General features: G+C 55.6%; 12 protein-coding genes. 10 read left to right on the forward strand and 2 right to left on the reverse strand.

The annotated features are described in order from the left end of the window. Positions 1 to 378: 378 nt before the first annotated feature. From AC2FH6_RS11040 to AC2FH6_RS11075, 8 genes are all read left to right on the forward strand, one after another. Complete coding sequence (locus tag AC2FH6_RS11040; RefSeq protein ID WP_496702565.1) at positions 379 to 1,134, forward strand: SDR family oxidoreductase; 756 nt, start codon at positions 379 to 381, stop codon at positions 1,132 to 1,134. A gap of 1,094 nt (positions 1,135 to 2,228) precedes the next feature. Continuing rightward, positions 2,229 to 2,888 carry an ester cyclase gene (locus tag AC2FH6_RS11045; protein WP_496702271.1) on the forward strand — a complete coding sequence of 220 codons (660 nt, stop codon included), beginning with the start codon at positions 2,229 to 2,231 and terminating at the stop codon, positions 2,886 to 2,888. Between the two features lie 123 nt (positions 2,889 to 3,011). Beyond that, a complete protein-coding gene (locus tag AC2FH6_RS11050; RefSeq protein ID WP_496702269.1) occupies positions 3,012 to 4,250 on the forward strand; it encodes an ABC transporter substrate-binding protein in 1,239 nt (412 codons plus the stop codon). 60 nt (positions 4,251 to 4,310) lie between these two features. Next, entirely contained in the window at positions 4,311 to 5,339 is a 1,029-nt protein-coding gene (locus AC2FH6_RS11055) for a carbohydrate ABC transporter permease (RefSeq protein ID WP_496702567.1), read from the forward strand. After that, the gene (locus AC2FH6_RS11060; protein ID WP_496697402.1) at positions 5,339 to 6,220 is read left to right on the forward strand and encodes a carbohydrate ABC transporter permease; all 882 of its coding nucleotides are present in this window, start codon (positions 5,339 to 5,341) and stop codon (positions 6,218 to 6,220) included. The genes AC2FH6_RS11055 and AC2FH6_RS11060 overlap by 1 nt, the downstream gene beginning before the upstream one ends. Before the next feature lie 139 nt (positions 6,221 to 6,359). Further along, a complete protein-coding gene (locus AC2FH6_RS11065) occupies positions 6,360 to 7,361 on the forward strand; it encodes a nuclear transport factor 2 family protein (RefSeq protein WP_496702570.1) in 1,002 nt (333 codons plus the stop codon). Then, complete coding sequence (locus AC2FH6_RS11070; RefSeq protein WP_496702572.1) at positions 7,358 to 8,509, forward strand: nuclear transport factor 2 family protein; 1,152 nt, start codon at positions 7,358 to 7,360, stop codon at positions 8,507 to 8,509. The genes AC2FH6_RS11065 and AC2FH6_RS11070 overlap by 4 nt, the downstream gene beginning before the upstream one ends. Continuing rightward, the gene (locus AC2FH6_RS11075) at positions 8,502 to 9,497 is read left to right on the forward strand and encodes a nuclear transport factor 2 family protein (protein WP_496702573.1); all 996 of its coding nucleotides are present in this window, start codon (positions 8,502 to 8,504) and stop codon (positions 9,495 to 9,497) included. The genes AC2FH6_RS11070 and AC2FH6_RS11075 overlap by 8 nt, the downstream gene beginning before the upstream one ends. Here AC2FH6_RS11075 and AC2FH6_RS11080 read toward each other — a convergent pair whose 3' ends face one another. Continuing rightward, on the reverse strand, positions 9,498 to 10,523 hold the full coding sequence (locus AC2FH6_RS11080; protein WP_496702574.1) for a LacI family DNA-binding transcriptional regulator: 1,026 nt from the start codon (positions 10,521 to 10,523) through the stop codon (positions 9,498 to 9,500). Between the two features lie 529 nt (positions 10,524 to 11,052). Here AC2FH6_RS11080 and AC2FH6_RS11085 point away from each other — a divergent pair. Together AC2FH6_RS11085 and AC2FH6_RS11090 are read left to right on the forward strand one after the other, a co-directional pair. After that, on the forward strand, positions 11,053 to 11,379 hold the full coding sequence (locus AC2FH6_RS11085; RefSeq protein ID WP_496702576.1) for a site-specific integrase: 327 nt from the start codon (positions 11,053 to 11,055) through the stop codon (positions 11,377 to 11,379). 23 nt (positions 11,380 to 11,402) lie between these two features. After that, positions 11,403 to 11,630, forward strand: coding sequence for a hypothetical protein (locus AC2FH6_RS11090; RefSeq protein WP_496702578.1), 228 nt, complete (start codon positions 11,403 to 11,405; stop codon positions 11,628 to 11,630). Between the two features lie 339 nt (positions 11,631 to 11,969). On the opposite strand, the gene AC2FH6_RS11095 is transcribed toward AC2FH6_RS11090, so the two are convergent. Continuing rightward, positions 11,970 to 12,602, reverse strand: coding sequence for a tyrosine-type recombinase/integrase (locus AC2FH6_RS11095; protein WP_496702580.1), 633 nt, complete (start codon positions 12,600 to 12,602; stop codon positions 11,970 to 11,972). Between the last annotated feature and the right edge of the window lie 217 nt (positions 12,603 to 12,819).

Consider the following 12,819-nt stretch of genomic DNA (forward strand, 5'->3'; position numbering starts at 1 on the left):
AGCAGTCATTCGAGTCAAAATCATCAAGGTCAGCAAAGTCCCGCAGACTGTGAGTTACCGTTCTACAGGATTTTGCACGCGCGACGAACGGCAGCTATGCGGGTTGCGAACGCAGAAATGTAGTGCCCTGTCGAGTGACTGGTTTGGGCCGTTCTCGTAGGCTCAATCGTTAGATATTGCACTTGCAACAGCGTTGGTACTGATCCCAATAAAGTGATTTCGCTACCGCGAACGAACGGCGGCTCCCGTTTGAGGTCAACCAATTGATCCGTTTCTTGCGCTTTCACCTCAAGTAGCTCAACACCCGCAAGAACCGGGTCGCGATTCACTCGCATCATTCCTTAGGTGATTGGCATGTAATTTCAAAAAGGCATGACCATGGAACTTAAAGACAAAACCATCATCATTATCGGCGCGAGCAGCGGAATCGGTGCTGCAGCAGCGCTTCTGTTTGCCTCGGAAGGGGCGAATGTTGTGTTAGGTGCCCGTCGGGAAGCTCAGCTAAACACACTCGTCGGGCAGATTACCCAAAGCAACGGGCGCGCCGTTTACCTTGCGGGCGACGTGACGGACGAAACATATTCCAGGGATCTTGTTGATCTGGCGAAACGGCAGTTTGGCGGCCTTGATGGCGCATTTAACAATGCGGGCATTATGGGCGAGATGGGTCCAATTCCCGAAATGGAGTCCGGCGACTGGCAGTCGGTTCTTGCTACAAACCTCAACAGTGCATTTTTTGCGGCCAAAGCGCAGATTCCGGCAATGGAGGAACGCGGTGGCGGGTCTATTGTATTCACCGGAACTTTTGTTGGTGTCAGCAATGGGGGAATGCCCGGCATGGGGGCCTATGCCGCATCAAAGGCAGGTCTGATTGGGCTCGTACAGTCTTTGGCATCTGATCACGCGGCTAATGGCGTCCGTATCAACACCATTTTGCCGGGTGGTACTAAAACTGACATGGCTGGCGATGATCCTGCGACGCACGACATTATTGCCAACTTGCATCCCCTGAAACGCATGGCGGAGCCAAAGGAGATTGCCCAATCTGCATTGTTCCTGCTGTCAGATCGGGCAAGCTTCGTGACGGGTTCTCCGGTCGCCGTTGACGGTGGTATGGCGACCCGCCTGCTTTAGATATCTGCCGTTGGTTGCTTCGTAACCAACGGCGGTCTCCATCCAGACAAGATAGCTCGCCCAAAAATCCATATCGTGGTGAACGCCATCTTCGACGACTTTCGCCAGGGTATCGTCACCGCAGACTGAATATTCGGATTGGACTTTCGCTGCTCGCCACCTTTTTGATCAGGTAGATGGGCTTTGTTGCGCAAATCGGAGTTTGAGCGCAGTTCCCCCTTCCCCGGACAGACTTATCCTATATCTGCGGCTCAACTGAGGATGATGCCGCGCTGCCTCCGAGGTCCGCTCTGAGCCCTTCCTGTGAGTTCACTGTTCTTTCTGCGAGCGCACGCAGCGCGGATTTTTCTGCTGTTGCTGAATTTAGACGGTCGCAACGCGGCGAGAAAACCGGCCGTTTAAACATATCGCAGCAAATCTGGAATCATCAATTCATAGGTCGCGGACAATGCAGAAGATCGGCATTCGCGACCCGAGGTCCACCTTAGTGAGCATCGCGAAAGCAGGGAAAGCGCCACAACGGGATCCAAAAATTTGATGCGGTTATTCTCTCAACCTAGTTCAATGTGGAAATTAGAAGCTAGTATCATGCGTGAAGTCGTGGCGCTTGCTCTTCCCTATCGTCCACCAAAGCTGACGGGAGTCCCTTTCAGGTAAGGTTGGTGTTGATACCATTTTCAGGGTGTTCTTTTGGGATAGAGTGAAAGCGGTAATTTGTAGAGAAAAGGGCACCAATGGATCGACGTGAGAGCGCATTAGACGCAGCCAAGAAGACAGTCTTGTCGCATCAGCGGCACATAGACACTGCACCGAAGTTTGCGCTTGCTGAAGGGCTTTCGGTCGAAACCAGCGCGAATTGCAGTTTTCAGTTCACTGCACCGTTCCGGGAATGCGTCGGCGCCGAAGATGCCGACAAGAATTTTTGGGGCCCATTGCGAAGTTCGTTTTCTCCCCTTCAACGCAGACCGGACATATTTTTTGCAGGCTACAATCACCTGAGCGATGAACCTGGCGTTTGGGTTGCTTCTATGGGGCACCTTCTTGGTCTGTTCGATCAGCCGTTTCTCGGAATGCGTCCGACCCGACAGTCAACAATGCTCAGATACGCAGAATTCAGCCTGGTCGTGGACGGCAAGATAACCGAAACAACGATGTTCCTGGATGTGCTGAATCTGATGGCGCAGGTGCGGGCCGAAGCACTTCCGCCGTCGACCGCCGCGACGATGGTGACGCCCGGGCCGCGCACGCATGACGGCCTGCTTTTCAACAGCCAACCTTCGAGCGAAGGCGAAAAGACTTTGAAGCTGTTTCTCAGGATGATCGACCGTTTGCTGGCGGAAGATGTTCACACAACAAACACGGATCTGTCGTTGGATTGGAAGGAAGACATGATCTGGTGGGGGCCAGGCGGCATCGGTGCACCCTACACCCAGGAACGCTATCTTGAGCAGCATTGCGTTCCCTTCGAAGAAGGCTTGAAGTGGGGCGACTTTTTCGGTCACCGAACGGAGTTCGCAGAAGGCCACTATGGTGGATTCTTCGGTTGGCCCACATTTGATGTGACCTCGCTTGGGGGATATATCGGGCTTGCCCCGAAGTCCGAGAAGAAGGCGACGATGCGCGTTGTCGACCTCTATCGGCGGGAGGGTGACAAAATCGCTGAAAATTGGAACTTCATTGATCATCTGCACTTTCTTGAACAATTAGGTGTCGATCTTATTGCGCGACAACGCCTGCTGACCGGATTGGATTGAGGTTTTGATATTTTAAGAGAATCGAGTATAGTCGACATCGCATACGTATGCGACGTCGAGCGACCAAACTGCTCGTATCTGCTTCTAAGCTGACCCAACGAGGTCGAACCCAGGGAGAAAAACATGTCTATCATCACTCGTCTGGCAGTTACTTCAACTGCGCTTGGAATGACGGTCGGGGCTGCGTTCGCTGATTGTCCGGTTACCAGCGGAAGCGTCAGAATCCTTGCCAACGACTTTCCAGCGCTGCATGCGGTTGTCGATAACGCCGAAGCGTGCGTCGGAGAGGGTGCGGAATTCTCGAAAAACCACTCAACCAAGCACAATGAAATACAGGTTGCAGCGCTCACGGCCAATCCGGCTGAGTATACGACTAAAATCGTAGCGAACTCGTCCATCGTTCCTTTGTTGAATGATGGGCTGATACGCCCGCTGGATGATCTCGTCGCCAAGCACGGTCAGAATTTGCAACCAAACCAGCTAATTCGTGTCGATGGTAAGATCATGGCGATTGCCTTCATGGCCAATGCACAGCATCTGATCCTGCGCCAGGACATTCTTGACCAGGTCGGCAAAGGGGTGCCGACATCCTACGAAGAGGTGCTTGATGTTGCCGAAGCCATCCGCGCGGCTGGCATCATGGAATACCCTTTCGCAATGCTGACCAAATCGGATTGGAACCTCGGCGAAGAGGTCGTGAACATGTATCTCGGTCACGGCGGCGAATTTTTCAAGCCCGGCACGGCTGAGGTGTCCATCAACAACGAAGCAGGCGTCGCGACGCTGAACATGCTGAAATCGCTGATGGAATATTCCAACCCTGACTTCCTGACCTACAATACTGGCGCAGTCGTGCCGCTTTGGGAATCGGGCGAGTTAGCAATGGCTGTCATCTGGGGATCGTCGGTGGGTGGTCTGCTCGACGACGAGGGTTCCACACCTGAAATCGTTGCGGCGACGATGCCTGCCGGTGCGATGACTGTTGCGGGCGGTTCGACGCCAGCGTCATCGCTCTGGTGGGACGGTTTCACCATCGCCGCGAATATCAGCGATGAAGATGCCGAAGCTACTTTCATTGCAATGGTCAATGGCATCTCTGATGACATGGTCATGGCTAATAACGACAAGGCCGTTTGGTTGATGGAAAGCTACAAACCAGGCGTCGCTGCTGAGGGCGTCGCGGCCGTCGCCGGTGCCGGTGCCGAGCCTTATCCGATGCTGCCCTACATGGGACTTCTGCATTCGGCATTCTTCCAAGAGGTGCCAGACTTCCTGCAGGGCAACGAAAGCGCTGAACAAACCCTAGCTGACATCGAGGCGGCTTATACCGCTGCTGCAAAGGAACAAGGGTTCCTCAAGTAAACACTCAAATGGTGCGCGGCGCTCTTTCTGCGCCGCGCACAACTTTGCCGGGTTTTCACTATGCCGCACGGAACTTTTGCACGATTTATCTGGCCATCATTCCTGGCAATGATCCTGTTCATTGCCCTGCCGATCGTGTCGGTAGCGATGCAGTCGTTCTTTGTTGAACATGAACAGGTCATGCGTGAGGTCGAGAATTGCGGGCCCTTCACATGTACCACGATTCTACAGGTCGATCTGGAAGCAACCGACGCGTTGAAGGTCGACGCACCTCTCGGGCGTTATAACGGCTTGGGAACCTACACAAACCGTGGGCATCTGGCCTTTGACGAAGTGAGTGAGATCTGGGCAGCATCTGAATCTTTCGGGGGATTCATCTCGGGGGTTTACAACCTGCCGTTCTACAAGGCGCTTTTCTTCACGCTTGCCTATACCTTCGTCGTCACACCGTTGGTGATCGTCTTTGGTCTATTGATAGCTCTGGGTGTGAACCGCCTTCCAAAAGTAACCAAGGGGCCGACAATCTTTGCCTCGCTCTTGCCGATGATCGTGACGCCTCTGATCGGGGGCTTGATCCTTTTTTGGATGGTAGACGCAGACGGCATCATCGGGGCTACGCTGCAGATCATCTTTGACGATCCTGATCTGAGCCTGAAAGCTTCGGCACCGCTCACCTGGATCATGCTGATGGTCTACGGCGTCTGGCATTCGACGCCCTTTGCCTTCGTTGTGTTCTACGCGGGGTTACAAACGGTTCCCACGGACACTCTCGAAGCTGCGAAGATCGACGGGGCAAGCAGGTTTCAACAGGTCCGCTATGTCATCGTTCCCTACATGATGCCGCTTCTGGTCTTCATCACCTTGATGCAACTGATGGACAATTTCCGCGTCCTTGAACCCATCGTGTCCTTCTCGGCCGAAGCCAAGGCCAGATCGCTCAGTTGGATCATCTACAACGACCTTTCGGGGCAGGATAAACTCTTCGGCTCGGCCGCAGCGACTTCGATGCTAACAATCCTCGGCGTTGCCATCCTGCTGACACCAGTGCTGATCAAGACCTGGCGGGACTTTAACCGGAGGGCGGTGTGATGGCGTCAGCGGCTAACAAATCACCGCGTCTGCTGACGTGGTTCGCGACCTCGATGATCATCTTCTGGCTGATGATCGCGATCGGGCCGTTTGTCTGGACGGTCTGGGGATCTTTCAAGGTACAGGGCGATTTCTTTTCCAAGGCCGATTGGCGGAACGCGATCTACGGCGTTTACACACTTGCAGAAACCGGCAGCAACTTCACTGGCAATGGCTATCACGGTGCCTGGATCCAAGAAGAATTCTGGCGAAATGTATTGAACACGACTGTTGTCGTTGTTTGCACCGTCATTATTTCACTGACCCTAGGAACTTTGGGCGGATATGCCTTGGCGCGTTCCGGATATCGTTACGCATTCTGGCTTTTGATCGCAGCACTCGTGTTTCGGGCCATGCCGCATATCACGCTGGTCTCAGGCTACCTACTGCCATTCTTCGAATGGAACCTGTGGGGACGACTCTCGACCACAATCGTCGTATTGGTCGCAATTAATCAGCCGTTTACGCTTTGGATGTTGCACTCGTTCTTCCTGAACATCCCGAAAGATATGGACGAAAGCGCTATGGTCGATGGCTGCACCCGGTTCCAGGCGTTCTGGCATGTGATAATTCCGGTCATGTGGCCGGGCGTCATTACCACCGGGCTATTTTCTTTCCTTCTGGCCTATAATGACTTTGCAATTACCTCGATGCTTCTGAGTTCGGAAAACCAGACGATGGTGCCCAAAATCGCAAGCTTCCTGACGCAGATCCGCGAACAGGGCAACGTGATGTTTGCCGTTTCGGCGGTGGTGAGCGCCATGGTGCCTCTGTTCTTCCTGGTTTTGTTCTTCCAACGTCAGATCGTTAGCGGGTTGACCGCCGGCGCGGTGAAAGGGTGAGGCGATGGACCGTCTGACACTCGCCTCCGCTCCGCTGATTTTCACATGGTATCTGGGAGATCGTCTTCAAACCTAGGGTGTGTCGCGCCGTTAACGCAACGCCGCAACCCAACCGTCACCTCTAGATCAAGGAAGATCCATGTCAGTAGACCTGCAATCCGCCAAGTCGCTTGTTCAAGCGTACTTCACCGCCCGTGACAAAGGCGCCCCCGGGGCCGAAACCGCTGCTGCTTGCGCAGAGTACCTGTCCCATGAGCACACCTACCGCGGTATGCGCCCGTTTTACGATGTCGAAGGGCCCGAAGCATTGGCCGACACCGTCTGGACACCGCTGAAGAATGCCATGTCCGCCATCCAGCGGCGTCCCGATATCTTTTTCGCCAGTCATGCCGATCTTGACCCGGGTGCCGGCACCTGGGTTGTTGAAATGGGCAATTTCCTGTGCGATTTCACGGACGACTGGCTGGGCATGTCCGCCACGGGAAAAACCACCTATCTGCCCTACGCGACGATGTCTCGGGTCCAGGACGGAGCCATTGTCGAAACGGTAGAGTTTCTGGATATTCTCGCCGTCTTGAGCCAGGCAGGCCGGAACCCACTGGCGAAACACCAGACCGGGGGCATGATGATGTCGCCGGGACCAATGACCCACGACGGGCTTCTGCATGACCCCCAGCCCGGGGACCTGACCCAGAACACCTATGATCTGACCCACGCCATGCTGACCGATCTGGCGCTGAGCTATACGTCGCCCGGCGATCATCTGGTCCGGTTCTGGAACACGGACATGAACTGGTTCGGCCCGGCCGGCATCGGAGCCAGCCTCTCCATTCCCGGCTACCAACGCGGACACACCCTGCCTTTCGAAGCAAAGCAAGACGTGGTGAAGATCCACGATTGGGAACTTGCACTGGCCGAAGGCAACATTGCCGCCTTCATGTGGTGGCCTTGCCTGACCCTTCGCAACACCGGCGATTACCTCGGCGCGCCTGCCAATGACGTGGCTGCCGAAATGCGCGTCGTGGACCTTTATCGCCGCGACGGCGACAAGCTCGCCGAGAACTGGATATTCATCGACATCCTGCATTTCCTTGCCGAACAGGGCGTTGATCTTTTGGCCAATACTGGAGAGACCGAATGACCCAATTCATGCCCGATCGCTCGAAATCGCATCATCCGGCCGCCGCCTTGTCGCGGGGTCACATGCCCACGTCGTTCGACATATCTCTCAAGAACTACACCAAGGGCGGGGCGCACCGTATCCCGCCCTATCTCGGGCCGTCGCAGTCGCTTGGCGGGTTCGATCCCGAGTACCGCAACATCGTCGACTATATCGTCCGCATCACATATCGCATCTGGGAAACCGAGGCCCGTGAAATCGAATATATCGAAGCGTGTTACTCCGACGATAGCCTTGTCTATGACGACTATGGTCTGCAGCACGGCAACGCGAAGATCGTCGGCGACACGCACCACACGACCGGCGCAATCCCCGACATTATCCTTAACGCGGAAGAGGTGATCTGGGCTGGCGATGACACTATCGGATTTCACACTTCACACCTGACGCGCATCAAGGGCAAGAACACCGGGCCGAGCAAATACGGCGACCCGACCGGAGCTGAGGTCGACGTCATGGTCATTGCCAACTGTGTGGCACTTGGCAACGACATTTTTCTTGAGCACGTGCTTTACAACACATCCGCCATGCTCAAGCAGTTGGGCCTTGATCTTTGGGAAGAGGCGGACAGGCTGGCCGTCGATCCTTTCCCCGGCTGGCCGCGTAGCGCCGAAACTTGGGCCGATCTGCGGTCCGGTGTGCGTCCTGAGCGCCCGTTGAGCGTTGGCGAACCTGTTGAGGGGTTCGACCCCGATGCTTTTGCCAGAGCCATCCATGACAGCCTTTGGAATGCCGATGGGGCGGCACTGGATGAATGCTATGCCGCCGATGTGTCATTCGAAGGGACAACCGATCGCAAGTTTTTCGGGCGGGACGCTTATCGCGCCTACATCGCCGAACTGCGTGAAGCCTTCCCTGACATGAAACACCATGTCGACGAGGTCTACTGGATGGGCAACGATGACGACGGTTATCTGATCTCGACCCGTTGGAGCGCCGCTGCCACCCATACCGGTGGCACTCTCTACCGAGACCCCACGGGGCAGAAATGCCAGATCTGGGGCATCACGCAACAGCGCGTCAGGAATGGCGTGGTTCAGCAGGAATGGCAGCTTTTCAACGAGTTGGACCTGATGATCCAGATCGCCATGGCCCGCCGCGATGGCTGATTATCAGGACGCCAAGGTGCTTGTCCGCTCCGCCAATGCGGCTATTGATGCGGCAGGCACGGAAAGTGTTTCCGAGGCGATGACACCTCATTTCGCCGCCAATCTTGCGTGGCGCGGCATGTACCCGTTTCATGAGCAGATCAGTCCGGAACGCGTTGCTGACGTCTTCTGGCGGCCGTTGAAACAGGCCATGGGGCCATTGCAACGGCGGCCGGACATTTTCTTTGCCGGACGGAACGAACTTGACGGGTTTTCCTCGGTCTGGGTTGTCGAAATGGGGCATCTGATGGGCACATGGGATCAGTCCTGGATCGGGCTCGCACCCTCCCGCAAGCTTTCGTTTCTGCGCTATTGCGAGTTTCACCGCATTGAGAAGGAAAAGATCGTCGAAACCGCCTGCTACGTCGATATCCTGAACCTTTTGGCGCAATCGGGACGTCATCCAAGCGCGGGCACAACCGGATCGGTCCTGTTGACGCCTGGACCTGCGACGCATGATGGCCTTTTGTACGATGCGCATTCGGAAACCGAAGGCCGGGCGAGTGTCGGTCTGATCTCTGACATGGTCACCGATTTGCGCGCGAACAAAGTTGGCTCGCCCGAAGAGCACATGACCCGTTTCTGGACGCCCAATATGTGCTGGTTCGGCCCCGGCGGCATCGGCGCCAGCGCATTCTTCGATGGTTATCGGCGCGGCCACTCAGGACCGTTCGAGGAGGGTCTGGAATACGTTCGCCACACCGAACATGTCGCGCGTTTGGGCGAGGGCAACTACGGCGGGTTCTTCGGCTATCCCAGCCTATCCTTACGGTCGAAGGGTGGGTTTCTTGGTCTACCGCCTGGCGAAGTCGAAGCCGACATGCGGATCGTTGATCTCTACCGCCGCGATGGCGAAAAACTGGCCGAGAACTGGATCTTCATCGACATCCCACATTTCATGGCCATGCAAGGAGTGGACATTCTGGCAGAGCTTGGGCGCGAAAGCTGATCAGGTTCTGTTTGCCACGGTGCCGCGCTCGACCAGTTCTGGCACGATGCTCACGTTACCTGCTGTGTCGTTTCCGGCTATCGCAGCTAGCATCAGCGAGACGGATTGGTCGATCATCCGGTTGATCGGCTGGCGCAATGTCGTCAGATCATACTCAGGCAATGCCGCCATTGGAATGTCGTCAAAGCCGACAATCGACACGTCTTGCGGCACCGTGAGTTTCAACTCGCTGCGAATTACGCCGAGTGCTTCGATCGCCATGTAGTCGTTGGCGATGAAGATCGCATCTGGCCGCTTTGGCGCTGGTCTGTCCAAAAGTTTGAGGGCAGCAGAGCGCGTCTCAGCCAGATCAAAATGCCCGGCAGCATGATCAAACAGGCTGTGTCCCTGATCCGACAGCTCTTGCTCAAATCCCAATTGGCGGTCGCGCCCGGTCGAAGATTCCGCCCAACCGGACAGCAACGCAATCTTTTGGTGTCCAGTTTCAATGAGATAGCGCGCTGCCAAGCGTCCGCCCAGGACATTGTCTGACGACACGCAAGACACACCTTCCTCAGCCTTTATCCGGTTGAACATAACGACTGAGATACCTTGATCCTGGCAATGCTTGCAAAGCGACGAAGACAGTTCGACCGATGCGGTGATAATCCCGTCAACCTTGTATTCCAGCAATTCGGATACCGTCTCTTCGACCCCGACTGCGGTTTCCGGCATCATGAAAACCATCGCGTGATAGCCGTTCTTCTGCAATTCGATACAGAGCTTTTCCAGTGCCAGCGCATAGAATTGATTGTCCAGATAGCTGAACAGCAAGGCGATGATCTTCGAGCGCCCAGTGATCATCGACCGGGCAAGAGCGTTTGGCCTATAGCCCAACTCCTTGGCCGCATCGAAGATTCTCTTCTTCGCTTCCGCCGATACGCCGGACTGAGTGGGTACACGAGAGAAGGCGCGGCTCACGGCGGATTGCGACACGCCCGCCCGTTTGGCGACGTCGACCGAAGTTACTGAATTCTTCCTGGCCATGTTCCAGATGCCCCGAATTTTTTGTTCCATTTGCCCCGTAATCAACGGAGAATCCGAGGATATTTTCTGCGTGGGCCGGAAGACTTTCCACGATCCTATCTCTACCGAATGACCCAGGTCAATTGACGGATAGGCAGTATGTTTTGAAGCCTTCACCCCGTCTCGACGTCCGCTCATTTCAGTCCTTCTAAGCGGCAGAGGTTTCGTTTCGTCTTGACGCTGCACATCCTCAAACCATTGGGTGTCCTGCAGACATGACATTCTGCCGCGACCGTATCCGCGACACACGCTGCTGCATTGCCTATCATCGCCATGGCGGCCAAGGCCCGTCTTCAACATCCACAATGTCGGCTTATGCGTTTCGAGGCCATCGGCGCAGTTCGCCCTTGGACCTCCAAGCCGCCGAAAGCGCTCGCAGAAGATGCCCATTTGAGTGGCTGCCCTAAACGGGCGTTCAGCCCTGCTTGCACAATCGCCCAGTCAGCACGGTGCTGATGACGGGCGTGGAGGGAGGATCGGAGGGCAAATCATGCCAAGAGTCCAACTTCCCGCAGTTACCCCCATGTGCAAAGCCTGGAACAAAGGGCGCATCATCGGACAGAAACGTCCACTGCTGCCAAAACAGGTTTGGGCGATCCGTGCTCGATTCGAGCTTGCAGGCAATCTGCGCGACCTGACTTTGTTCAACGTCGCCATCGACAGCAAGCTTCGAGGCTGTGATCTGGTCAAGCTAACCGTGCCTGATCTTATCAAAAACCATCGCGTCCGGGAACGTGTTTCGGTGATCCAGAGCAAAACCAAGCGACCCGTTCAATTTGAACTGTCGGAAAACACGCGAAAAACCGTTCTGGCCTAGGTCAGAACTCCAGAGATGCTTGCTTGCCTGTTCATGTTTCCAAGCCGGTTTCACGACCGACCACACATCTCGACGCGTCAGTACGCACGGCTTATTCGCGACTGGGTGAAGGCGATCGGCTGGAGCCGAGTGGATACGATTTACACTCGCTCCGCCGCACAAAGGCGGCCGAGATCTATCGTAAGACGGGCAACCTTCGCGCGGCGCAACTGCTCCTTGGCCACACCAAAGTCGACAGCACGATGCGTTAACTTGGTGTCGAATTGGAAGATGCTCTGAGCATAGCCGAGCGCATCGACATATGACCTACCTTGGCGAGCGGTTCTGCCGTTCGCCATCTCATAACGCGATAAACGGCGACTTCGGCGATATGAGTTGCAAAACAGCGATAGCCATGCCGCAGATGCGAGGTATTTCTGCGTCAGCAATAGCTGCGACTGCACAAGTCCGGTTTGTCCCGCCCAGCGTAAGTTCAGTCAACCTTTGATTTTGCGCTCGCAGCGAACGGCAGGTTCGACGGGCCGCGCCGCAGCATGGAGACTATGGGGTGAAGGTTCGCAACGGGCCGTCCCTTCGAACGGCCCTTTAGTCTAGATTTCAATGGCTTCGGCAATGGCCAATGCATCCTCAAGTTCGACACCAAGGTATCGGACTGTGCTGTCCATCTTCGTATGACCGAGTAGGAGCTGAACAGCTCGGAGGTTGCCTGTCTTCTTGTAGATCTGCGTGACTTTAGTTCTCCGCATTGAATGGGTGCCATACGCGCTCGCCTCAAGACCGATCGATGTGACCCAATCTCGGACGATCCGTACATATTGGCGGGTCGAAATGTGCAGGCGCTCATGAAAGCGCCCGGGCCAAAGGTACTCGGAACCGACCATCAGCTCGTCCTCCATCCACTTTTCGACAGACGCGCGCGTTCCTTCGGATATCTCGAAGCGCACAGGTTTTTGCGTCTTGCTTTGAAGGACCGAGGCTCGTTCTTTGATTTGGCCTGAAGCCATGACATCGACCACTGTCATCTTCACCAGATCACAGCCGCGGAGCTTGCTGTCGATCGCCATGTTGAACAGGGCGAGATCGCGGTGGTTCTCGGCCAATTCAAGTCGAACCCGTATCGCCCAGACGTGTTTTGGTTTCAGTGGTCGCTTCTGGCCGACGATACGCCCTTTGTTCCAGGCAGGGCGAAGTGCGCGAATGGCTGGTAGGTTTGGTGTTTCCATGACTGATCCTCCGATCCGCCATGCCCTCCCAAAACGACAACCCGACGTTGACCGGAGCATTTTATCACGACACGCTGCGCTGCCTCCGAGGTCCGCTCTGAGCCCAGAGTACCGAATGCTGTGCCGGGCACGAGCGGCAGGACTGCGCAGAAAGTAACCTTTGTAAAGCTTGAACGGATTCCCGCTGCGGGCATTTGCGCCGATAGCGGCGAGCGGC

The organism is Ruegeria sp. CDSC045, from assembly GCF_059610725.1.

Excerpts from the sequence above, each read along its gene's own strand:
- AC2FH6_RS11040 (WP_496702565.1), top strand. The coding sequence starts at position 379 with ATGGAACTTAAAGACAAAACCATCATCATTATCGGCGCGAGCAGCGGA.
- AC2FH6_RS11045 (WP_496702271.1), top strand. The coding sequence starts at position 2,229 with ATGCTCAGATACGCAGAATTCAGCCTGGTCGTGGACGGCAAGATAACC.
- AC2FH6_RS11050 (WP_496702269.1), top strand. The coding sequence starts at position 3,012 with ATGTCTATCATCACTCGTCTGGCAGTTACTTCAACTGCGCTTGGAATG.
- AC2FH6_RS11055 (WP_496702567.1), top strand. The coding sequence starts at position 4,311 with ATGCCGCACGGAACTTTTGCACGATTTATCTGGCCATCATTCCTGGCA.
- AC2FH6_RS11060 (WP_496697402.1), top strand. The coding sequence starts at position 5,339 with ATGGCGTCAGCGGCTAACAAATCACCGCGTCTGCTGACGTGGTTCGCG.
- AC2FH6_RS11065 (WP_496702570.1), top strand. The coding sequence starts at position 6,360 with ATGTCAGTAGACCTGCAATCCGCCAAGTCGCTTGTTCAAGCGTACTTC.
- AC2FH6_RS11070 (WP_496702572.1), top strand. The coding sequence starts at position 7,358 with ATGACCCAATTCATGCCCGATCGCTCGAAATCGCATCATCCGGCCGCC.
- AC2FH6_RS11075 (WP_496702573.1), top strand. The coding sequence starts at position 8,502 with ATGGCTGATTATCAGGACGCCAAGGTGCTTGTCCGCTCCGCCAATGCG.
- AC2FH6_RS11080 (WP_496702574.1), bottom strand. The coding sequence starts at position 10,523 with ATGGCCAGGAAGAATTCAGTAACTTCGGTCGACGTCGCCAAACGGGCG.
- AC2FH6_RS11085 (WP_496702576.1), top strand. The coding sequence starts at position 11,053 with ATGCCAAGAGTCCAACTTCCCGCAGTTACCCCCATGTGCAAAGCCTGG.
- AC2FH6_RS11095 (WP_496702580.1), bottom strand. The coding sequence starts at position 12,602 with ATGGAAACACCAAACCTACCAGCCATTCGCGCACTTCGCCCTGCCTGG.